This window comes from Shinella sp. (genome assembly GCF_052438155.1).
In the GTDB taxonomy this organism is placed as follows: Bacteria; Pseudomonadota; Alphaproteobacteria; order Rhizobiales; family Rhizobiaceae; genus Shinella.
In genome coordinates this window covers 1-21,637 of the sequence record NZ_JBQVPI010000032.1, presented here as the reverse complement: position 1 = coordinate 21,637, position 21,637 = coordinate 1, and the positions used below count along the sequence as shown (strand labels likewise).

19 protein-coding genes and 2 pseudogenes are annotated in these 21,637 nt (G+C 59.9%); 13 read left to right on the top strand and 8 right to left on the bottom strand.

The genetic code is table 11. The features are described 5' to 3' along the window. Nucleotides 1-94 precede the first annotated feature (94 nt). The 8 genes and pseudogenes from ACT6VE_RS30055 to ACT6VE_RS30020 form a co-directional block, all read left to right on the top strand. A complete protein-coding gene (locus ACT6VE_RS30055; RefSeq protein ID WP_444801919.1) occupies nt 95-1,531 on the top strand; it encodes an aldehyde dehydrogenase in 1,437 nt (478 codons plus the stop codon). A gap of 80 nt (nt 1,532-1,611) precedes the next feature. Then, entirely contained in the window at nt 1,612-2,814 is a 1,203-nt protein-coding gene (locus ACT6VE_RS30050) for an NAD(P)/FAD-dependent oxidoreductase (RefSeq protein WP_444801918.1), read from the top strand. Nucleotides 2,815-2,822: 8 nt separating this feature from the next. Then, the gene (locus ACT6VE_RS30045) at nt 2,823-3,803 is read left to right on the top strand and encodes an ornithine cyclodeaminase family protein (protein WP_444801917.1); all 981 of its coding nucleotides are present in this window, start codon (nt 2,823-2,825) and stop codon (nt 3,801-3,803) included. Nucleotides 3,804-3,929: 126 nt separating this feature from the next. Next, nucleotides 3,930-5,585, top strand: a complete 1,656-nt coding sequence (locus tag ACT6VE_RS30040; RefSeq protein WP_444801916.1) for an amino acid ABC transporter permease/ATP-binding protein — start codon at nt 3,930-3,932, stop codon at nt 5,583-5,585. 175 nt (nt 5,586-5,760) lie between these two features. After that, the gene (gene tcuA / locus ACT6VE_RS30035) at nt 5,761-7,155 is read left to right on the top strand and encodes an FAD-dependent tricarballylate dehydrogenase TcuA (protein ID WP_444801915.1); all 1,395 of its coding nucleotides are present in this window, start codon (nt 5,761-5,763) and stop codon (nt 7,153-7,155) included. Nucleotides 7,156-7,170: 15 nt separating this feature from the next. Continuing rightward, complete coding sequence (gene tcuB / locus ACT6VE_RS30030) at nt 7,171-8,331, top strand: tricarballylate utilization 4Fe-4S protein TcuB (RefSeq protein WP_444801914.1); 1,161 nt, start codon at nt 7,171-7,173, stop codon at nt 8,329-8,331. A gap of 86 nt (nt 8,332-8,417) precedes the next feature. Then, nucleotides 8,418-9,263, top strand: coding sequence for a transporter substrate-binding domain-containing protein (locus ACT6VE_RS30025; RefSeq protein ID WP_444801913.1), 846 nt, complete (start codon nt 8,418-8,420; stop codon nt 9,261-9,263). A 128-nt stretch (nt 9,264-9,391) separates the two neighbouring features. Next, nucleotides 9,392-9,796: pseudogene (locus ACT6VE_RS30020) on the top strand (IS6 family transposase); the annotation flags it as partial. 174 nt (nt 9,797-9,970) lie between these two features. On the opposite strand, the gene ACT6VE_RS30015 reads toward ACT6VE_RS30020, so the two are convergent. From ACT6VE_RS30015 to ACT6VE_RS29980, 8 genes are all read right to left on the bottom strand, one after another. Then, nucleotides 9,971-11,413 carry a DUF1254 domain-containing protein gene (locus ACT6VE_RS30015; protein ID WP_444801912.1) on the bottom strand — a complete coding sequence of 481 codons (1,443 nt, stop codon included), beginning with the start codon at nt 11,411-11,413 and terminating at the stop codon, nt 9,971-9,973. A gap of 144 nt (nt 11,414-11,557) precedes the next feature. After that, nucleotides 11,558-12,313: a transporter gene (locus ACT6VE_RS30010; protein WP_444801942.1), complete on the bottom strand. Its 756-nt coding sequence runs from the start codon at nt 12,311-12,313 to the stop codon at nt 11,558-11,560. 196 nt (nt 12,314-12,509) lie between these two features. Next, nucleotides 12,510-14,297 carry an adenylate cyclase gene (locus tag ACT6VE_RS30005; RefSeq protein WP_444801911.1) on the bottom strand — a complete coding sequence of 596 codons (1,788 nt, stop codon included), beginning with the start codon at nt 14,295-14,297 and terminating at the stop codon, nt 12,510-12,512. Between the two features lie 348 nt (nt 14,298-14,645). Then, nucleotides 14,646-15,131: a hypothetical protein gene (locus tag ACT6VE_RS30000; RefSeq protein ID WP_444801910.1), complete on the bottom strand. Its 486-nt coding sequence runs from the start codon at nt 15,129-15,131 to the stop codon at nt 14,646-14,648. Between the two features lie 286 nt (nt 15,132-15,417). Further along, nucleotides 15,418-16,668 (bottom strand): alpha/beta hydrolase, encoded by a 1,251-nt coding sequence (locus tag ACT6VE_RS29995; protein ID WP_444801941.1) that lies wholly within the window; start codon nt 16,666-16,668, stop codon nt 15,418-15,420. Between the two features lie 93 nt (nt 16,669-16,761). Then, nucleotides 16,762-17,133: a hypothetical protein gene (locus tag ACT6VE_RS29990; protein WP_083243216.1), complete on the bottom strand. Its 372-nt coding sequence runs from the start codon at nt 17,131-17,133 to the stop codon at nt 16,762-16,764. Nucleotides 17,134-17,239: 106 nt separating this feature from the next. After that, nucleotides 17,240-18,256 (bottom strand): Lnb N-terminal periplasmic domain-containing protein, encoded by a 1,017-nt coding sequence (locus ACT6VE_RS29985; protein WP_444801909.1) that lies wholly within the window; start codon nt 18,254-18,256, stop codon nt 17,240-17,242. A 53-nt stretch (nt 18,257-18,309) separates the two neighbouring features. Further along, the gene (locus ACT6VE_RS29980) at nt 18,310-18,576 is read right to left on the bottom strand and encodes a hypothetical protein (RefSeq protein WP_069062040.1); all 267 of its coding nucleotides are present in this window, start codon (nt 18,574-18,576) and stop codon (nt 18,310-18,312) included. Between the two features lie 179 nt (nt 18,577-18,755). On the opposite strand from ACT6VE_RS29980, the gene ACT6VE_RS29975 reads away from it, so the two are divergent. From ACT6VE_RS29975 to ACT6VE_RS29955, 5 genes and pseudogenes are all read left to right on the top strand, one after another. Then, nucleotides 18,756-19,094, top strand: a complete 339-nt coding sequence (locus ACT6VE_RS29975) for a DUF2147 domain-containing protein (RefSeq protein WP_444801908.1) — start codon at nt 18,756-18,758, stop codon at nt 19,092-19,094. 115 nt (nt 19,095-19,209) lie between these two features. Beyond that, on the top strand, nt 19,210-19,986 hold the full coding sequence (locus tag ACT6VE_RS29970) for a hypothetical protein (RefSeq protein ID WP_444801907.1): 777 nt from the start codon (nt 19,210-19,212) through the stop codon (nt 19,984-19,986). Nucleotides 19,987-20,023: 37 nt separating this feature from the next. Beyond that, nucleotides 20,024-20,824, top strand: coding sequence for a DUF2092 domain-containing protein (locus tag ACT6VE_RS29965; protein ID WP_444801906.1), 801 nt, complete (start codon nt 20,024-20,026; stop codon nt 20,822-20,824). A gap of 2 nt (nt 20,825-20,826) precedes the next feature. After that, nucleotides 20,827-21,147, top strand: a complete 321-nt coding sequence (locus tag ACT6VE_RS29960; RefSeq protein WP_444801940.1) for a hypothetical protein — start codon at nt 20,827-20,829, stop codon at nt 21,145-21,147. 140 nt (nt 21,148-21,287) lie between these two features. Next, nucleotides 21,288-21,637, top strand: a pseudogene (locus ACT6VE_RS29955) (hypothetical protein); the annotation flags it as partial.

Here is a 21,637-nt window from a genome sequence, read left to right as displayed (position 1 = left end):
CTTGCTATGCCTTAATCAGTACACTAGTATCATAGACTGTGCGTAGATGGCCAATCATTCCTGACGCGACCGACTTCCGAAGGGGCTGCATTCCATGGCAATTCGACCGTTCTTTTCAGCAGGCGTCTGGACCCAGGGTCGCGGCGCGCCGTTTGAAAGCCGAAACCCGGAAACGGGAGAGGTCATTGCGACGCTGTCCTCGGCGTCCGTCGAGGATCTGGATGTCGCCGTCAGCGCGGCGCGCACGGCCGTGGCCGCGCCATCCTGGGCCGGATTGGCGCCGCATCTGCGCGCGCGGCTGCTGCACAGGATGGGGGAGTTGATCGATCGCGACCGCGAACGGCTTGCCGAGGTCCAGATGGTGGACAATGGCAAGACGCTTGCCGAATGTCGCGCGCTGCTGGAGAGCGCCGCAAACACATTCCGCTATTATGCAGCGGCTTGTGAAACGATGGAGGGATCGGTTCCCCCCTCCCGCGGTGCCTATCTCAACATCGCCATCGAGGTCCCCTTCGGCGTCGTCGGTGCGATCACGCCGTGGAACTCTCCCGCCACCCTCGAGGCCCAGAAACTGGCGCCGATCCTTGCCGCCGGCAACGCCATCATCTTGAAGCCGTCGGAGGTGACCCCGCTGATCGCTCTCGAATATGCGGCCTTGGCGAAAGAATCCGGGTTCCCTGACGGCATTGTCTCGGTGCTGACCGGGGGCATTGAACTCGGGCGCGCGATGGTTTCCCATCCGGGCATCGACATGATCAGCTTTACCGGCGGCACTGCCGGCGGGCGCCATATCGCGGCCGAAGCAGCCCGCATGCTCAAGCCCGTCGTGCTCGAACTCGGGGGGAAATCCCCGCATATCGTGTGCGAGGACTCCGACCTCGAAAAGGCGGCAAAGGCCGTCGCCATGGGCATCTTTTCCGGTGCCGGCCAGAGCTGCGTTGCCGGGTCGAGGATCTTTGTCGAGAAGACGATCGCCGAGGGCTTCACCGCGACCCTCGTCGATATTGCCCGATCCTTGCGGCTCGGGCCGCCGGCGGATTCCGCCACGCAAATCGGGCCGCTGGTCACTTTCGCACACAGGGACAATGTCCATGCGCATGTCACCCGCGCCTTGGCAGCGGGCGCGAACCTTCTGACCGGCGGCGAACTGCCGGACGATGCAACGCTCAGCGCAGGCGCCTACTATCCCCCCACCCTGCTGAACGGGGTTTCAAACCGGTCGGACATCGCCCAGCAGGAAGTCTTTGGACCGGTCGGGGTCATCCTGACCTTCGAGGATGACGAGGATCTCATCGCTCAGGCCAATGATAGCGAATTCGGACTGGCGGCGGGCCTGTGGACCCGGGATATCGAACGCGCCTGGAAAATCGCGGCCCGGCTTCAGACCGGCACGCTCTGGCTCAATTCCTATAAAAACCTCTCGATTTCCACACCGTTCCAGGGCCACAAGCAAAGTGGCCTCGGGCGTGAAAAGGGTTTGGACGGGCTTCGGCAGTATCTCCAGGCAAAGGCTGTATTCTGGCCCGCCTGACGGCAGGATCGCGCCCTTGAAAAGCATGCTCGAAAAATGGCGCATCCCCTGTGGCGCCCCGACGGGAGACCAGAACAGCAATGGCGAACGCACCGAATCTCGATACCGCTGACTTTGTCGTTGTCGGTGGTGGCATCATGGGGTGCTGGACAGCACTGCACCTGGCCCGCGCAGGCAAGACGGTGTGCGTGATCGAGAAGGCCGAGATCGCGCATAATGGATCCGGCCGCAACCGCGGCAATGTGCGCGTCCAGCTTCGCGAGACGGTCGAGCGTGATCTCATCAACCGCTCGCTCGTCCTTTGGCAAAACTTCGAGGAGAGCGCGCGATCGACGGTCGAGTATCGGGTCACCGGCAATCTGCTGGTCAGCTACGACGAGACGCTCACCGCCGATTTTCAGATCGAAGTCGACCGGCATCGGGCCATCGGCCTGGACGCGCATGTCGTTCAGGGCGAGGCGCTGCGTGAACTGGTTCCGCAGATTTCACCGGACATCGTTGCGGGCTTCCTGACGACGCAGGACGGCCACGTCAACGGCCAGCTCGCCACCTGGGAGGCTGCAAGGCAGGCAAAGCTCGCGGGCGTCCGCTTTCTGCGCGGCACGGTCGCGCAAACGATCGAATACGACGGGGAGAAGATCACCGCCGTTCAGACCAGCGCCGGGCGCATCGCAACCAAGGGCGTGCTGGTTGCGGCCGCGGGCGATAGCGCACGGTTGCTGGAGCCGCTCGGGGTAAAAACCCCGATCAGCCTGGCGCTGCACCAGATCCTGGTGACGGAAAAGCTGCCCTTCGTCACAGGACCCTATCTTCGCTGCGCCTCGCCAAGAATAAGCTTCTGTCAAACCGCCAGCGGAACGCTGCTTCTTGGCCTCGGGCCGGCCAGCGACATCGCTCCCGACGCCCCGCAGCGCGTCGAGCCGAGCAAGATCGAGGCGATATCGACGGAGACCATCCGGCTGGTGCCTGCACTCAAGGATGCGCATATCGTGCGCAGCTGGAGCGGGCTGTTCGACCTTACCCCCGATGGTCGCGCCATGATCGGTCCGGCAGACCATATCGCCGGCCTGTGGGTCGCCACGGGTTTCAACGGTCACGGCATGGCCATTGCACCGGCGGTCACCGAAAGTCTGGCGCAATCGATCCTTGGCCAGGCTCCATCGGTCGGTCTGGATGCATTTGCGCCGACGCGTTTTGACAAACCACGCGTACTTGAAGCGTCCGACGAACCGGTGAGCCGTATCGGCCATCTCGGCAATCTCGTGGCGCCGCCCATTCAATAGGAGATCAAATGGTACTGATTCTGGACAGAACCGCCACGCTCGACTGTCTCGACCTGCCGAAGCTGGTCGATGAAATCGGCGGCGGCATGGCGGCTTTGAGCCGTGGCGAAGCCGTACAGCCCTTGAGGACGCGGGTGTTTTCGAGCAAGACCGGCGGGCTTCTGGCGAGCTTGCCCTGTTATCTCTCCGGCGAGGAATTGTTCAGCGCCAAGCTCGGCTTCAGCCATCCCACTCTCAGGGAGGCAGACGGTACGCGCCACCTGACCCAGGTCATCGCATTCGGGGATACCGAAGGCCGGCTGCTCTCCGTCATGCACGGCACCCTGTTGGGAATGTACCGCACGGCCGCGTGCTCGGCGCTGGCCGCAACATATCTGAGCGCGCCGACATCCTCCCATCTGGCCGTCATCGGTTGCGGGCCGATGGGACAGGCGGAAGCAGAGGTGATGGCCACCATCCGCCCGCTGTCGCGCATCACGGTGCACGATCCCAACCGGGAAGCCGCCGAAAAGTTTCGCAGGACCGTCGAAACCAGGACCGGCATTCCGGTGACGATCTGCGCCTCCAACGAAGAGGCGGTGGAATACGCCCAGCTCGTCTCGCTGGCGACGACATCGCACGATCCCGTCATCAAGCGCACGTGGCTGTCCGCCAATTGCCATGTTTCCGCGCTTGGCGCGCACCGCAAGGACCAGCGGGAAGTCGACAGCGCGACCATGACCGCGGCCGCCGTGTTCATCGAAAGCCATGACGCGCTGATGGCGGAGGCTGGCGATTATCTCATTCCGATGTCCGAAGGCCTTTATGGCGCCGACCACTACGTCGCCGAGGTGGGCGAACTTGCGACTGGAACGATCGGCCCGCAGGACTGGGCCGATCGTTTGACCGTGTTCAAGTCGACGGGTGTCGGCATACAGGACCTGATCATCGCCCGGCATGTGTATCGGCGCGCGCTGGAAATGGGCGTTGGCCTGTCCGTGGATTTCTAGAATCGCGAAGCCCACGCACCCACTCCGCGGGCGGGCGGGAGCAAAGCGCATCAAGACTTGTCATAAACCCGATTGACAAGGACACTAGTGATACTAGTATCCTTAATAAGAACAGGGGAACGTATCATGGAAATCCTCAACTACCTCACCAGCGCCAATCTCCTGACGGGTCTTTGGATCGCGATCCAGATCACGGCTTTGGCCATGGTTGCCGGCCTCGCACTCGGCCTGACACTCGCGCTCATGAGAATGTCGAAAAATCCGATCATCAGCTGGATCGCTTGGCTCTACATCTGGATCATGCGCGGGACGCCAATCCTTCTCCAGCTGATCTTCATCTTTGACGCCCTGCCCCGTTTGGGTATCCGTCTCGACCCGTTTACGACAGCGGTGATCGGGTTCGCGATGAACGAGGCGGCCTTCGCGGCCGAATTCATCCGGGGCGGACTTCTGTCGGTCAAACGCAACCAGTCGGTCGCTGCTTCCGCACTCGGCATGGGTCCCTTCGTCACGCTCCGCAGGATCATCATCCCCCAGGCGCTTCGCTCGATCACGCCGCAGATTTCCAACGCGACGATCGCAATGCTGAAGGGCACGTCACTGGCATCCGTCGTCTTCGTGAACGAACTGACCTTCCGCGCGCAACAGATCGTTGCGACCAACTTCGACTTTTTCACGGTCTTCATTGCAGCGGCGTCGCTCTATCTGTTCACCACAACGCTCATTTCCATCGGGCAGCTCATTATAGAGCGCCGTCTCGACCCGGAGCTGCGCAGCCTCAGCAAGCAGCCATCGGTCTGGGCGCGCTGGGTCACCGGCGTTCATAGCCCCATGGTGCACTATGAGGTCGCCGAACCGGACGACGCCAAGACGAATGGCGATCAGGCTGCCCCCCTCAAAGGCGCAAACGGTGCGTCCGCCAAGTCCGGCAACAACTCGATCATCAAGGCGCTTGCTTCCAGCGCTTTGAAAAGCGCGCAAGAAACCGCCGATACGCCCTTCGTCATCTGTAAGAACGTCCACAAATCCTACCATCTGCGGGGACGCGGTGAACTCGAAGTTCTCAAGGGCGTCGATTTCGAGGTTCATCCGGGCCAGGTCGTCGCGATCCTTGGGGCCAGCGGCTCCGGCAAGAGCACCCTGCTTCGTCTGATCAATCACCTCGAGGTCCTCAACGACGGCGAGATCCTGGTCGAAGGCAAGCATGTCGGTTATGAGCGCAAACGCGGAAAACTTGTGCCCGCCAAGCATCTGGCCAAGGCCCGCGCGGACGCAAAAATCGGCATGGTTTTCCAGAGTTTCGATCTCTTCGACCACAAGACGGCGCTCGAAAACATCATGGAAGCGCCGATCCAGGTCCTGGGCATGAAGCCGCAGGCAGCGCGGGAACGGGCGATACAGCTGCTGAACGGCGTCGGCCTGGAGGAGCACGCAGATCACCTGCCGATGCGCCTGTCCGGCGGCCAGCAACAGCGTGTCGCCATTGCACGGGCACTGGCCACGGAACCCAAGCTCATGCTGTTCGACGAGCCGACGTCGGCGCTCGATCCGGAGCTTGTCGGTGAAGTGCTCGCGGTCATGCGCAGCCTGGCCGAGGCCGGAATGACGATGATCGTCGTGACCCATGAAATCAACTTTGCCCGGGATGTCGCCGACCGGGTCGTCTTCATGGACAAGGGCGTGATCGTTGAAGACGGTCCGGCGCGTGAGGTTCTGAGCAATCCCAAGGAGGAGCGGACGCGGCAGTTCTTGCGCATGGTCGACCGGCGCGAAGTGACATGAAGACGACCGGGGGGATGTGAACGCGCGCGCCTGTCCTTGCGCCGGATCGATAGCCCCCTCCTTCCCCATTCCCAGCAGCGCATGACCTCGTCCCCTTAAACGTCAAGAGGGCGGTCGGCTTGCGTGTGCCTTGGGGGCCGGAACCTCTCGTGACGCATTTTGAGGAGTTGTAATCGTGACAGACGTGTTGATCATCGGAGGCGGCAATGCGGCGCTTTGTGCGGCACTGATGGCGCGCGAGGCCGGCGCCTCCGTGCTGATGCTCGAGGCGTCGCCGAAGGCGTGGCGCGGGGGCAACTCGCAGCACACCCGCAACCTGCGCTGCATGCACGATGCGCCGCAGGACGTCCTGATCGAAGCCTACCCGGAAGAGGAATACTGGCAGGACCTGTTGAAGGTGACCGGCGGCGAGACCAACGAGCATCTTGCGCGTCTGGTCATCCGGGCCTCGTCAAACTGCCGCGACTGGATGCGGCGCCACGGCGTTCGCTTCCAGCCGCCGCTCTCAGGCGCGCTGCATGTCGCGCGAACGAATGCGTTTTTCATGGGCGGCGGCAAGGCTCTGGTAAATGCCTATTATCGTAGTGCGCAAGCGCTTGGCGTGCGCGTGCGCTACGATACGCCGGTGGCCGAGATCGTGCTCGATGGCGACCGCTTCGTGGCGACCCGGACCGAAAGCGGCGAAACGATCACGGCCAAAACCTGCGTGCTGGCAGCCGGCGGCTTCGAATCCAACCGCGAATGGCTGCGAGAGGCGTGGGGCCGCAACGATCGCGGCGAATGGCCGGCGGACAATTTCCTCATCCGCGGCACGCGCTTCAATCAGGGTGTCCTTTTGAAGGCCATGATGAACGCCGGCGCGGATATGATCGGCGATCCATCGCAGGGGCATTGCGTGGCGATCGACGCCCGGGCACCGTTGTATGACGGCGGCATCTGCACCCGCATCGACTGTGTTTCGCTCGGGGTCGTCGTTAATCGCGACGGCGACCGCTTCTATGACGAGGGCGAAGACTTCTGGCCGAAGCGCTATGCCATCTGGGGCCGTCTCGTCGCACAGCAACCGGCCCAGATCGGCTACTCGATCATCGACAAGAAAGTCATCGGCCGCTTCATGCCGCCGGTGTTCCCGGGCGTGACTGCCAACACCCTCCCCGAGCTTGCGTCGAAACTCGGCATCCCCGTCGATACTTTTATGCGCACGCTCGACGGCTACAACAACGCCTGCCAGCCCGGCACCTTCAACCATACCATCCTCGACGACTGCCGGACCGAAGGGGTAGCGCCCGCCAAAACCCATTGGGCGCAGCCGATCGATACGCCGCCCTTCTACGGCTACGCCTTGAGGCCGGGCATCACCTTCACCTACCTGTCGCTGAAGGTCGACGACACAGCCGCGGTACGCTTCGCGGACAAACCAAGTCCCAATCTATTCGTCGCCGGCGAGATGATGGCCGGCAACGTGCTCGGCAAAGGCTACACGGCCGGCGTCGGAATGAGCATCGGCACGGCTTTCGGCCGCATCGCCGGAACCCGAGCTGCGGCAGCCGCGCTCGGCAAAACCGTCTAACGGAGAACCCGCGACATGGCCGCACTTGACGATCTCACCAAGCTCGCATCCGAGGCGGAGCGCTCGCTGGAGGCAAACACCGCGGAAGCCGACCGCATCCTGCACATCTGCAACGCCTGCCGCTACTGCGAGAGTTTTTGTGCCGTCTTTCCCGCCATGACGCGCAGGCTGGACTTCAATGTCGCCGATGCACATTACCTCGCCAACCTGTGTCACAACTGCTCGGCCTGCCTCTATGCCTGCCAATATGCCCCCCCGCACGAGTTTGGCGTGAACGTGCCGAAGACGTTGGCGCAGGTGCGGCGCGACACCTATGTCGAATATGCCTTCCCGAAATCCTTCGGCGTGCTCTACCGCCGGAATGGGCTGACGGTCGCCATGGCCGTCAGTTTCGGCGTGGCCGCATTCCTCGTCGGCGCGATCCTGATGCAGGCAAGCCTGTTCGTGCCGGGGCTCGAAGGCGATTTCTACGCCATTTTCCCGCACAACCTGCTCGCGGTGCTGTTTGGCGGCGCCTTCGGCTTTTCCATCCTGGCGCTGGCGATCGGGGTCACGCGGTTCTTGCGAGAGGTGTCCGAGCCGGGCAAGCCAGTGCCGCTGCCGGATGCCTTGGGAGAGGCGGCCCGATCCGTTCTGACGCTTCAGTATCTTGATGGCGGCCATAGCGACGGCTGCAACAATGAAGACGACGCATTCACGCTCTGGCGCCGGCGCTTCCACCATTTCACGTTCTACGGTTTCATGCTCTGCTTTGCCTCGACCTGCGTGGCGACGCTCTACCATTACCTGTTCGCCATGGAAGCGCCCTACCCCGTCTTCAGCCTTCCCGTTCTGCTCGGCACTGTCGGCGGCATTGGCCTTCTGGTCGGTCCAGCCGGCCTGTTCTGGCTCAACATCCGGCGCAACCCCATGCAGATGGATGCGGCGCAGAAGACGATGGATCGTGGCTTCATCGCGCTCCTGTTCTTCGTCAGCCTCACCGGACTTGCGCTGCTGGCCTGGCGGGAAACGTCGGCAATGCCGCTGCTGCTTGCGGTCCATCTCGGATTTGTCATGGGCTTTTTCCTAACCCTGCCCTACGGGAAGTTCGCACATGGCATTTTTCGCTGCGCAGCCCTTCTGAAATACGCGATCGAAAAGCGGCGCCCGAATCCGGTTCAGGCAGGAAGCGAATAATGGCATTGCACAGGGAACTGGCGACCCTTGACAAGAGAGTACCATTAAACCAGTATACTAGTAATAAATCCTCGGAGGAGAACGTCATGAAGCGTACCTGGTTGCCCCTAGCCTGCCTCGCATTCTTCGGTGCTGCGATTTCCAACGCCAACGCCGCCCAGTGCGAGCCCGCGCGTGTCGCTGAAAAATATCCCGACCTCGCTGGAAAGGTGATCAAGATTGCCGCCTCCCCCTCCCAGCCGCCATTTGCCTATTCCAACCCCGACAATCCCGACGATATGATCGGCTTTGAAGCCGAGCTTATCCAGAACGCCATGGACTGCGCCGGCCTGAAGTATGAATATTACAAGGGGGCATGGTCGGGCCTCCTCCCCACGCTGTTTGCCGGCTCCACAGACCTGATGATCGGATCGGTAAACTACCGCCCGGAGCGCGCCGAGAAAGCCGATTTCGTCCTCTACGCTCGCGCCGGCCAAAGTGTGATCGTGCCGGAGGGAAATCCCAAGAAGATTGCCAAGCTCGACGACGTCTGCGGCCTCGTCGGGTCTGCCAATATGAGCGGATCTTCGGCTCAGTCTCTTCAGCGCCAAAGCCAGAAATGCGTCGAGAACGGATTGCCCGCCATCGACTACCGCCCCGCCGATTCCGCCGATGCAGCCTATCGCCAGATCCTGAGCGGCCGGATGGACTTCGTGATGGATGACGCCGTCGCCGCACGCGCCCGCATCGAGAAAGAGGTGTCAATGGAGATCGTCCAGACCGTCATCACAGACATCTATACGGGGATGGTGGTTGCCAAGGGCAACACCGAGATGCTGCAAGTCATCTCCGACGGCCTGGAGGTCCAGCAAGCCGACGGCCGCTTCAAGGCGCTCGCGGAGAAATACAAGCTGCCACAAGAAATCCTCATCCCGATCGAGACGAGGCAATAAGCAGGCGATAGGTAGCGCCACTACAAACCCGAAGTTTCTGACCCCCGCCGAACACCTGCAATACCAGGGATGGTGATGGTGGCGTTGCCTTAACCGGCTGGTGGGGATCGGGACGATAGTCTACCAGCATGACTGAAGAGGTGTCCGCCCACTACAAACGTCACCGCTTTCCGGCCGAGATCATCGCGCATGCGGTGTGGCTCTATTATCGGTTTCCGCTGAACCTGCGCGACGTCGAGGACCTGCTTGCCGAGCGTGGCATTGACGCCTCGTTTCAGACCGTCGCAGGATGGGCGACGAAATTTGGCCTAAAATTCGGCCATCAACTTCGGCGGCGATCTTGTGGTCACATTGCCGATAAGTGGCACCTCGATGAGATGGTCGTGGCGATCAAGGGGAAGAGATACTGGCTGTGGCGCGCCGTCGATGCCAACGGCTACGTTCTCGATGCTCTGCTGCAAAGCCGCAGGAACAATGGTGCGGCTTTTCGGCTGATGCGTAAGCTGCTCAAAGGCCAGGGTGTGATTAAGCGTTGAAGATTGACCCCTTTCGGCGCGGACGAATGACCCCGGTCTTGGTAGATTAACATGCTGATTAATTTGTGGTTTGGGCAATGTGACTGAGGTTAACCGTCGGCGCCGATGGTGGGGTCAACACCACGCCGAAACACAACCTTGCGTAGGAGAGACATACAACTCCCGCGTCTTCTATGAGACCCGTTTCACGCCGGGCGGCTTCCATGTTCCTTCGCCCGCCGGCAAGATCGAAGGTGGCGTGGGCTTGGGCCAATACAGGCGCATCACGAGATAGATTTTTCCGTCCGGGGCCGGAAGCCAATTTGATTCCTTGTCCGCACCGGGGCTGTCTTTTTGAATGTACAGTGTCAGGGAGCCGTCGACGTCCTTCTTCATCCCCGGCAACATCGGAGAGTTGATGAGGTAGCGATTGATCGGGTTCTTGACCAGGAACTGGCTCTTGCCATCATACATTGTGACGGACCAGAACGAATTCACCGGCGGCAACTGATCGGGTGCGAAGGTGATGGTGTAGTTGTGCTTGCTGCCGTCGAGCGGTTCACCAGTCGAATCCGTCCGGGTGTAGGGGTACATGGCCTCGACCGCATCGTTGGCATAGAGACCTGCCTTGGTAGCCCCGGCCCGCATTAACCAGTCGCCGTTGTAGAAGGCTTCGTCACCAAAGAACGCGCCGACGTTCCAGCCGTTGATGCTTTTATTTCCGCTGGTTAGCCAACTGTCTATTTTATCGTTACCTTGCTTCATGCCTATCAGCATTTCGGCCTTATGTTCGAGCGATAGATCCTTAAACTCGAAGATCTTGCCAGGGCCGATGCCAATCTTCGCTAGTTTTGCACGAATCTCGCTATCCCTTGGCGTTTCAGGAACGAACTGCAGCGCTGCGTCGAGATACTGGAAGAAGTTCTCCTTGATCCCGGCGGTAGTGGCAGGAAGAAACTCGATCTCCGGCGCGGCGCGCAGAGCGGGTTGTTTAAGAAAAGCAGAAAGCGGTTGCGCCTTGTATCCGGCCTGGACCTTTTCCACGTTCGGCATATCTTCGACATTGATGAGCTGGGTCCGAAAGTTGGCGAATACGAATGGGGTCGTCGAGGAGAAGACTTGCTTGATGCCGTCGGGCTTCTCGCCTTTCCAGTCGGGGCCGACCACAAGATAGTCGCCCGGTTCGCTCCCCGTGGCCCGCGTCCCAATGTAGCCGAAATTGTAGGTGTTGCCGTCGACCAACTGAACCGAGTAATAGCGGCCTTTTTCGACCGTCGGCACCGAGATGACCATCGGTTCAGCGCGCAGGTCCAGCCAGAGGATTGAGTAAGGCGTGTCGCTGTTCGGCGTAATGATCGCTGTATCTTCAGGGCTTGCGACCTGATGCATGTTGTTGATTTCGTTGAAAGGCGCCTTGAACTGTCCCGAATTCCTGTCTACGGCAAACTCCTGCATGACCGCATAGTTCATCACGAGCGGCAGGCCATAGATGAAGCCTTCCTCGGCGATGCCCTTGGCCTCCAACAGGCCGGGCCATTCGGCTTTGTCCTGCGCAATCACCGGGACAGACTTCGCCGTCGCGGCGACGAGTGCGGCCATCGCGGCAGAGCGAAGCAGAGCGCGTTTTGTGAGCATTTGAACGTCCTTTCGGTTCGCAGCGTGCGCCAGCATGCGCAGGTAGCAGGATAAGTTATGGATCGGCGGACAACGGTTGAACTGCGCCTGTCGAGCGCCAGCTATGAACACACGCCCTCGATGTCTCTTCGCGGTCGTTAGCGCCTATTTCGGAAACAGGAACGTCAGCCCGAGACGGAAGCCAAGCCCTTCGGGACCGTTGTCCGGAGCGGCGGCCCAGTATCGAAGCCCCGCGGTCACGCTAATTGGCTGCTCGTTCACCCTCACCAGCTTGGAGACGGTCAGATTGATGGGTACCGACCATTCCTTCGCCTTCCAGTCGTATGTGGATTCGGTGTTCAGCGCGAACGTCCATGCGGTTGGTGTTGTGTAAGAGAGAAAGGGCTGCACGAACGTGTTACTTATGTCGTTGCGATCCTCGTTGCCCGCGAACGACCAGATATGGTTTGCCAGTGCGCCATACGTCCAAGGGCCGTCCTGTTTTAGCGCGACAACGGTCGGCCCAGCGCCCCATTTCTCGCCGCCAAGCAGATCGTCGGTCGCGGTCGGTATCAGGAAGACGGGACCTGCGCCCCAGATGAGGCCGCCCTCGGTCGGCTTGGAAGGGGACAGGAAAAAACTTTGTACGACGTCACCAAGGCCGAACTGCGATCCAGATGGCCCGGCGATGTCGTCCTGGTAGGTTACGGGCAGGATCGTGCGGGAGATCAGGTTCCAGTCGGCGTTCAGTGAGATCGGAATCACGGGTTGGATATTCAGCGTCGTCTTGTCGCCATCGAGCGGGCCATAGCCGTGATCATGGTTCAACTGGAACGGAACGCTGATCAGCGACGCGATCGGGTTCGAAAGCTTCTTGGCGAGATCAGCGCTGGAATCCTGACCGTAGGCGGTCGATCCCATGCCAAGCGTCGCTGCAACGGCGAGCGTCAGAGATGCCTTTCGGTGCCGGATGCGGGAAGATGCGGTCGTGGCCAATTTCACTGTGCTCCGTCTGATACCGAGGTTGACGGTGAACCAGTCTCGGCATCACCTCGTGCGCCGGCAGAGTTATTTAAATCGTTGAAAAAGAAACGTATCTAACTGTAGCATACGGCGTTTACGGGCCGTCCAAAGCGTCGGAGACCCTGAACTCAGCTTCGACATCCGCCGCGCTTGGCACTGGCAGTCCAGCCCGTCGGAGTGCCACGATAATGCGCATGCTGTCCTGTGAGGATAGGTTTCTCTTCCGATTCTCGGCCACGATGTTGGGAAGATAGTCAGGACGCATTTTCATGAACACCTCGCCCTCGCGCTTAGCCTCATCTAACAGCCCGGCCTCAGAGTAGATGACCGCCGCAACGCCGTGGAAGAGCGGAAATTTCTTCAGGTCGGCTTTGCGAATCAGTCTCACCGCCTTGTCATGATCCTGGAGCATGCTGGCGATCAGGGCGCGCGTTCCGAAGTAATATCCGGCCCCGCCGGGGTTAAGCTTAATCGCGCGATCCAGCAGTTCCGCGCCGCGCTCCCATTGCCCCGAAAACGCGATGCGGGTGCCGAGTTCTCCGAGGAACTCCGTGTCGTTCGGATTGGCGGCCAGCGCCTCCTCTCCGACCTCGAACGCCTCTTTGGTCTCGTTACGGAAGAACAGAGCCATCATGAGCGCTTGCAGGGCACGCGTGTTGCTGGGCTCGAGCGAGACCGCCCGCCGCGCCGAACCGAGCGCGCGATCCATCGCGGAACCCTTGTCCTTCTGCGGATTGAACTCGAACCGGTCCTCGTCGAGATGGAGGAAAGAGAGCATCGACCAAGCCGTCGCGTAAGCGGGGAAACGCGCCACCGCGCGCTGCAGACAGTCGCGCGCAATTAGATGCGCTTCCGGATTCAACTCCTCGCGGTAGGCATAGAAGCGTAGCGTGCAGTCATGCACGCCAACGTCAGCTGGCGGCGAGTTGGCCGCTAATGATTTCGCGATGATGCCGTATGGCTGGGCGATGACCGTTGCCACCTTGCTGGCGACATCGGTCTGGATGGTGAAGAGTTCGTGCGTGTCCAGATCGTCTTCGTAGTGCTGCGACCACAGGATCGATCCGTTGGACGTGTCGACGAGCCGCACGGTCACGCGTACCTTGTCGCCCTCGACGCGGACCCCGCCAGCCAGAAGGAAGTGCGCGCCAAGACCCTCGCGCACCTGCGATGCCTCTATACCGGGCCGCAGTGCCTTTGATGTCTCGCGGCCAAAAACAGTGATCTCCTTGAAGCGGGGAACGGCAGTGAGAAGCTCTTCGGTCAGGCCGGCGGCATAGCGTGCAGCCAGAGGGCCTTCGCCCAGGTCCGCAAAGGGTGCTATCACAAGCATCGGCTCGTCCGGGATTTGTCCGGCCGACCGACTGGCGACTGGCCCCGCCATGTAATAGCCAAGGCCCACGCAGACGAATGCCGCCAGCAGAGCCAGAACGGGCCAGCCGAGACGCCGCCACGCAAACGCTCCTCGTCCGGCGACGACTACGTTTAGCTCATCGTCGGCCGCCTCCGCTAGCGCGTCATTCCACGTGAAGGTCGGCGCGTAGCCGCCCTTGGGGATGTCGATCCGAATAGGATCATTTTGCCCGGCAATGAGATAGTAGCGTTCGATGACCCTGCGCAGACGTCCGGCCTCGATTCGGACGACGGGATCGTCCTGAGAGAAGTTCGGGCTTCGGTTGAAGACTTCGATGGCGACCGAATACGCCTTGAGACGGTGCGCCCGGCCCGCAAGCGCTTCCTCCGTGACATATTTTAGGAAGGCTGCGCCGCGCCCTGTGCTGGGGAACTCGCGGCTGGAGACAATCCGCTCAAGCTGAGCCCTGACCTCGTCGTGAGTCGGACAGGGACGCTCTGCCCGATTCTCCGGCAACGAAGTCTGCACCGTGCGTCATCCTTGTGCGCAGTCGCCGCTAAAGCATGCCCGCAGAAGTATGTAGCGGCTTTGCAATAGAGACGTGCGATAAATTAAAGACCCAAAGCGCGCGGAGCGAATTGAAAGGACCGCGACGCGCTTAAGTACCAGATACCCCATATTGCAACCTAGCCTCCACAGATCAACTCGTCCAGACGCGAAACACTTTCCACGGGAGTGGAAGCGGTGGGTTCGTCCCGCAATAACGAGGAAGAGGCCATCCGAGGACGTACGGCTTCTTCGGCCGTTTCCGCGGCAAGCGTAGGATAGGAGTTCCGTTGATCATGCAAGAAGCGGGCATATCGCCGACGCTAATCACTAACCGACATCCGTGGTCCCGGGCGGCTCGAACGCTTTTGCTAGCCGTTCCAGATCTAGCGAATAGCAAAATAGCGCAAACAAAATTGTCATGACATAGAGCACGTGCGCAAAAGCCTGGCCAAGCGGCGGGAAAACATCCAGCTCAGGGAGATGCCGGAAAAAAATTGCCGAGAACAGCGCTCCGCCGAAAAAGAAACTGATCCGGCTGGCGAAAGAGAACAGATGCGATACAATGACGCTATGGAACGGAGCTGTAACCGGCACCCAGTTGAGCCGCATCCAGTAGCAGAAATGCAGCAGTGCGGTGCTGAAAGCAATTGCGGCATGTCGCGACAGGTCGAGGCTTTGGGACTCACCGAGGTGCGTGACGACATTGTAAAAAACTGGAAATACCATCCAGAACAAGAGCGCGGCTGCGGCGGTTTGGCCAACAAGCAGCGCAGCATATACTAGCCCGTTATTCATCGAGACCGAATTTTTCAACGCCGATTTCCATTCCAGTCGGTCGCGGTAACTAACCTGGCGATGCTGCGGAATGCCAAGAAGCTTGCCAAACGCCGCACAACCAGCCAGCCTACTTTATTGGTACTGTCAATGCCGAGACAGTACCAATAAAGTAGGCTGGCGGGGGCCAAAGCCGTGAAACGTCGATTGACAGGACAACGCGAGTCGCTGTCATAACCACCGGCACAGGCCCGACGAGTACGATTTGTCCCTCTCGATGCCGCAATTGAGGGTCAAAAGCGCGAATATCAAACTCAAGCTGCCTCTACCTCTGCTTCCGGCATGCCGGGTCAGTTGGGATTGCCGCACAGTTCTTGACCGAAATCCTCTCCCCTCCACTGATTTGTCCTGTCAGGCCGCCGACATGATTGGCGTAGTTGCCGCGCGTATCCGCGTCGAGCACGGCAACTGGAGCCGTAAGAACCAGTCCGGCGGCGCTGCCCGCCGCCACCGCCACATTCGTCGTCCCGGCCAGGATCGTGTCACCAAGTCCGATGCGGCTGTCCGTCAGTGTCTGCCCTTCGGATAGCCGCGCGCCGATGAGTTGGACGACTTGCGGAGATTCTGCGAACTTGCTGTGGTTGAGATCATCACTGACCTTGATCTTCGTCAGATCGATCACCGAAATCTTGTTGTCGGCGAGTTCAGCCTTGTACGGTGCGGTTTCCGGATCGATCGAACCGAGCCGAGGGATGTTACCCCAGACCCGCCGTGAGAAGGCGAGCGCCTTGTCGTCACGCGAGACGAACAGGGTAAACTGCGGGTGCGGGTGGCCCATATCCTCGATCTGGGAACGGAAGACATCGACATCGACATCCGGAGCGGCGAGCATGACATTCTTGAACTTGACTGGTAGACCATCATTGCGGATCGCCATTTGCCGGAGTGCTTCCAGCGCCAGCCAATTGCCCATCGAGTGGGCCAGCACGTTGACTTCCTTCACGTCGCGATCTTTGGCCAGGTACTGGAACAGCGTCTCAAGGGCGTTACGGGTGTAGTTCGTGCTCTCGCGGTCGTAGCCGTAGGCCAGAAGGCTGCCGCGCGATGGCCAGGTCACAAGGATCGGTGTGCTGCGGACGCTGGAATCATGGACGATCTGAGCGAAGCGGTAGACGCTGTCTTCAAATCGGTTGTTGAAGCCATGGATGAAGACCAGGACGCTGTTGTCGGGATTTTTTCTAACCGAGGCGTTCAACCAGCCTTTAGCGCCATCGAGATCGAACTCGGCAGCCTTCAGAGTGGCAAAGTCGGTTTCCGGGTTTGAGGGCAGCTTCTTCGGCCAGGCGACATCACCTTCCTCGCGGATCTTGGGCAGTGAAACTGTCATCTCGGCGAAGGATGGTGTCCGGGCGCGCTCGCCCGTGAACATCTCACCTGGGACAGTCGATCGCGCCCGCGTGGTCGCGACCAATATGTCGACGCGGCTGGTATCCGGCACGGTGTCTGCAACGGGAGTCAGCACATGTTTCGGGTGTCCGCCGCAACTCGCGACGACGACTAATGCGAAAAATGGAATAAATCGCCGTGCCCGGCCTGCAGTGAACGAGTTAACCAAGCTCAAATCAACCCCTGCCGCTGTTTTCAATCGTGATGCTCGTTTCATAGCAATTTATCGCGGACAGACATCCCAGAAACCTGTCTTCTTCGTACCATCGGTATAAAACCAGCACATGCCAGACTGCGGCGGTGTGCCGGCGACCGAAGCGGCCGCCGCGCCCGCGATGAAACCGATGGCGGCACCCGCGGCAATAGCACCTCCTGCGGGCCAATAACGACGAGGGTTCACGACCACTACGCCCCTGACTGGTGGGCGACGCACGGCAACGGCCCCGTGATTGCCGACGGCTGCGCACCCTCTGGCTCCGCAACCAGCCACCGCACGGCGGGCTTCGGCCGATGCCGGAGCGAGCACTGGCGCAGCCGCCAGGATCACGAGCGCGATGGCAGTGGTGACGTTCTGAAAGGGTTTAATGATCGTCATGAGTTCCGTCAGGGTTGAGGCGTGAGTAAAAACTTCACCTAGCGAAATTTTTGATAGCTTACATCGTGCCTCAGTCATCTCGATTTCATCGGTATGTTACTGTGGGTTACGGCGTAGCGTTGGCGGCCGGGATGGGTACGCCGACTCGGATTGCCTTTGAGAAGGCGGGCGACAACCCATCTGCCTGCGCCCGCTCGCCGATTTTAGAGATTTCTCGTAGCTGGGAGAGCGGAATCGACGTGTCAACGGCTCCACGGTCATAGGCGTAGTCAGGAAGATAACCGTTGACGATTAGCCGCCAGTCAAATGGCACGTTGTCTCCGGCGACACGCATCAGCTTGGCGACGGTCGTCGTGCAGTTCGTCGTGATCGAGTTGTAGAATTGCGGAGCCTGTGCGAGAGCGTTGGCCTCGGCGACGTATTCGAGCAGAAGTTTTCGTGCCTGTTCGGGACTGGCTCTCAGCCGATAGATTTGGACGTCCTCGCCGCGCACGTTGGAGCGCACGCCGACAACGTCGCGTTCGTCCGCGGCAACAATCACCAAGGGGTCGTTCTTGAAGAGATCGGCAAGAGGAGAAAACCCGCCACTTGCCTTGTGACGTACCTCGATCGACCAGGCCAGCTGCTCACCGCCTTCGAAACCGAAGCTGAAGATGACGTGCGCGATCTTCGGACCCGCCCAGTAGGACATGAACAGGTCAACGGTCTTCACCTTGCTCACATCGAAGGTTCGTGTCGTCCAGCGCTCCGTGAAGTCGGAATTGCTCCGCCACTCGAAGTCCCGAACATCAGTCAAGGTCAGTGAATTTCCGGCGATAATACCCGTAACCTGCCGGGCGACATCTGGTGCCCATGCAGCGTTCGCTTCCGGCTTGATCGAGTTCCACCAGAAGAGCATCAGGGCGAAGACGACAGCGAACGAAAGGATGGCTTTCAAGCGCAGCCGGCTGGCAAGCGCAGCAACTGTGAAGAGACCAAATATGAGAAAGACGCCGGCGGCGATTGCCCGTCCTGCCTCAGGCAGAGGTAGACGATACCAGAGGGCCAGGGCACACCAGGCGGTCAAAGCCGCCACCATAAGGGCGACCGCGAAGATGAGTATCTTCACCATCAGTCGAGGCATGTTATTCCTTCTTGGTAGCCGCAACGTGCGGTGATTGCGTCGAGATAGCGCGTTCAACGGTTGACAGGGAATGGCACAATCTTGGCGAGGTCCAGCATGATGTGGATTTCCCTGCCGAGGTCATCCAACAGTTCAAGCGCCTCGACGTAACGTTCGTCTCGCAACGGGTCCGTAGACGACTCCCACTTCCGCACGAGATGATCGGCGATGCAAAAATCTTTGCACAGGTCGCGGAAGCTTTCGTTGCGGTCGGCAAGCGCGTCAATCTCCAGCGCCTGAGCGGGAAGCCTGCGCTTGGCGTACTCCGTGTCGTCTCCCATTCCATCCCCCTCCTGAGGGGTGCCCTCGCATCAACGAAGTTGTCTCGAAGATGACACAGAACCCGACCAACACCTCGTAGGTTGCAGTAACATACGGCGAGTTTCTTGTGGTCGGCAGCGCACGTGTGGTCCATTCGGCTATCGGTCCATTGGCGGGCCAGCCATGCGAGGACGTTGCCATGAAATCCACTCTGATCTCTATCACAGCGCTATTGATGTCGACCGGACTTGCGAGCGCGGCCGAGCCGATTGTCGGACACTGGAAGACGACGCTTGGTGACACCGCAGCGATCGAGCCGTGCGGCAGCGGCTTTTGTATAACGCTCAAGAGCGGCAAGCATGCAGGCGGGAAGATTGGCGCGTTCGAAGGAGGCGATGGCAGCTATTCTGGCAAGATTACGGATCCCGATGCGAAGAAGACCTACAACGGAACCATCAGTGTCTCCGGCGACACGGTCACCCTCAAGGGCTGCGTGATGAAGGTGGTCTGCGAGTCGCAGAAATGGTCACGCCAATAGTCCGCAGGCATACATGATACGGTAACATACGGGCGTTTCCGCCTAGATCGGATAGGGTGCTGGCGGGAATAACTCTGGTAATTTCTGGAGCCCGTGAGACCGGGGGACTGCTGGCATGATTGAAATGAAAAGCGCCTATTGCGGATTGGCACTGGCTCTCGCTGTGGCACCTGCGGGCGCAGCCGACATATCGGCGCCGGGATCGGCCGTCGTCAACACCGGATGGAAATACCAGGTCACGCTCGATGGCTGGCTGGCGGGGTTGAATGGCGACATCGGTGTGCGTGGCCTTCCCACCGCGGCGGTCGACGTCTCGCCTCTGGACGTGCTTGAGAGCCTGGACGGTGTGTTCGCGGGATCGTTTCAAGCGGTCGGTGACAGCTGGCTTCTCTACACGGATGTCATGTGGGCCAAGATTTCAACCGAAGCCGATGTCGGCCCATTCGGTGGAACCGCTCGCTTCGAGCAGAAGCAGATCGTCGCGACAGCCCTTGTCGGCTACGAGCTGCCTATTAACGTCGAGAATATGCAACTCTACGCGACCGGCGGCCTTCGCTACCAGCACAATGAGGTGGAACTCGACATCGACCCCGCGTTCTTCCCGTCGGTCAACCGCAGCGGTTCGCAAAGCTGGGTCGATCCGATCGTCGGTCTTACCATGCACTATGACGTCAACGACAAATGGTTCGTGAACGTCATGGCAGATATCGGCGGCTTCGGCGTCGCCTCCGACATCACGCTGCAGGGTACCGCGACGGTCGGCTACAATTGGACGGACACGATCGCTTCGTCTTTCGGCTACAAGGCCCTCTACACCGACTATGAGGAAGGTGGCTTCCGCTACGACGCCACCCAACATGGCATCTTCACGCGACTGGCGGTGAGGTTCTAGCCGGAACGAAGGTATATGATCTAAGGGGGGGTACGACGTGAGTAGATTTACGCTGAACAGGTTTGGAGCGACTTGGCGCTCCCACGCACTTATTCTAGCCGCCGTCACCTGTGTGGCGGCATGGTCCGCATCAGCCCAGGACGCAGTTGAGCCCGAGGCTGCCAAGATTCTTATCGCCATGAGCGAGAACCTCAAGTCTATTCCGGCGCTTAGCGTCGACTACGACGCAGATCAGGAAATCGTCGATCTCGGAGGGCAGAAGATCCAGTACAGCGCGTCGGGCACTATCGCGCTCGATCGCGCCAAAGGTTTTCGGTTGACGCGCAAGGGGCCGTTCGCCGATGCAGAGGTAATCTTCGACGGCAGCACGATATCGCTCCACAGCAAACGCACAAACGTCTACGCGCAGTTGCAGAGTCCGGGGCAAAGCGTTGAAGTGGCGGCAGACGAACTTCGCGTCGCTACCGGACTCGATGCCCCAGGAGCCGACTTGCTCGCAAGCGATCCCTATGCCGTCCTTACCGACGGAGTGACCAAGGGAACGCTTGTCGGATCGGCATTCGTGGGTGGGGTCGAATGCGATCACCTCGCCTTCAGAACAGATATTGTCGACTGGCAAATCTGGATCAGCAAGGGCAACAATCCGTTGCCGCTCAAATACGTCATCACGACCAAGTGGGTGACCGGAGCGCCGGAGTACTCGCTACGGCTGAGCAACTGGAAATCCGATGCCATCGACGCTGGCCAGTTTACATTCATACCGCCAGCAAACGCCAGGAAACTCGAACGCGTATATACCGACCTTACCGGTGAGATGTCGTTGGAGGCAGGAGAATGACGATGCGCAAGTTGCACCGAAAGACCCTTTGCGCCGTGATCGCCGGCATTATCGTTCTCGCGGCCGATAGCCTTGTCCCAATGCCGTACGGTGCGTTCGTGTCCGAGGCACATGCGGTGTTAGGGCGGCCTTTGACTCCCGGCAGTGTCGCCGGCACTGCTCGTCGCACCACGCGACGAGTGATCCGTCGCTCTTCGGTGTATGTTGCCACGCTGCCCGCTGGCTGTCTGCGGACCAGTGTGAACGGCGCCGTGGTGTGGCGTTGTGGCGGGGCTTACTATCAGGCCCATAGTGGGCGTTACGTTGTGGTTTACATCGACTGACGTCAAAGCCCATTGCAACGCAGATAAATTTGGGCCTTCGCACCCCTCTCCTACTTCTATGCATCGCCTTGGATGTTCCCGCTATTCCAGTTGTGCAGTCATCTGCGCTGGAAGATTTACCCCCATAAAGGAGCCACATGATGTCTTTATCGATGAAAGCGTTGCTTGGAGCGGCTTCAGCGGTCGTTTTTCTCGCCGGGATCGCGCACGGGCAGACAGTGTCGAAGATGAAGATGACAACGCCGATACCGGATTCGATCATCACGCCCGAGAGTTTGGACACCAGGCTTGGCAAACTAAATTTCTTCGATGGCTTTCCGGATGACGCCACGTCGGAAAAGATCTACGACAATCTCGATTTCATGCGTGGCGTCGATGTTTTCCTCAATGCGATGCCCGGTGCATCGGTAGAAGCTCTGCGAGTGGGGTTGGCAAGCCAGGGCGCAGATAACAACCAAACCATCCTTATCTTCGAAAACCTCATGGACTC

Bases quoted from the DNA above. Each gene is read 5' to 3' on its own strand.
- ACT6VE_RS30055 (WP_444801919.1), top strand. From the start codon at position 95: ATGGCAATTCGACCGTTCTTTTCAGCAGGCGTCTGGACCCAGGGTCGC.
- ACT6VE_RS30050 (WP_444801918.1), top strand. From the start codon at position 1,612: ATGGCGAACGCACCGAATCTCGATACCGCTGACTTTGTCGTTGTCGGT.
- ACT6VE_RS30045 (WP_444801917.1), top strand. From the start codon at position 2,823: ATGGTACTGATTCTGGACAGAACCGCCACGCTCGACTGTCTCGACCTG.
- ACT6VE_RS30040 (WP_444801916.1), top strand. From the start codon at position 3,930: ATGGAAATCCTCAACTACCTCACCAGCGCCAATCTCCTGACGGGTCTT.
- tcuB (WP_444801914.1), top strand. From the start codon at position 7,171: ATGGCCGCACTTGACGATCTCACCAAGCTCGCATCCGAGGCGGAGCGC.
- ACT6VE_RS30025 (WP_444801913.1), top strand. From the start codon at position 8,418: ATGAAGCGTACCTGGTTGCCCCTAGCCTGCCTCGCATTCTTCGGTGCT.
- ACT6VE_RS30015 (WP_444801912.1), bottom strand. From the start codon at position 11,413: ATGCTCACAAAACGCGCTCTGCTTCGCTCTGCCGCGATGGCCGCACTC.
- ACT6VE_RS30010 (WP_444801942.1), bottom strand. From the start codon at position 12,313: ATGGGATCGACCGCCTACGGTCAGGATTCCAGCGCTGATCTCGCCAAG.
- ACT6VE_RS29990 (WP_083243216.1), bottom strand. From the start codon at position 17,133: ATGACGATCATTAAACCCTTTCAGAACGTCACCACTGCCATCGCGCTC.
- ACT6VE_RS29985 (WP_444801909.1), bottom strand. From the start codon at position 18,256: ATGCCTCGACTGATGGTGAAGATACTCATCTTCGCGGTCGCCCTTATG.
- ACT6VE_RS29980 (WP_069062040.1), bottom strand. From the start codon at position 18,576: ATGGGAGACGACACGGAGTACGCCAAGCGCAGGCTTCCCGCTCAGGCG.
- ACT6VE_RS29975 (WP_444801908.1), top strand. From the start codon at position 18,756: ATGAAATCCACTCTGATCTCTATCACAGCGCTATTGATGTCGACCGGA.
- ACT6VE_RS29970 (WP_444801907.1), top strand. From the start codon at position 19,210: ATGATTGAAATGAAAAGCGCCTATTGCGGATTGGCACTGGCTCTCGCT.
- ACT6VE_RS29960 (WP_444801940.1), top strand. From the start codon at position 20,827: ATGCGCAAGTTGCACCGAAAGACCCTTTGCGCCGTGATCGCCGGCATT.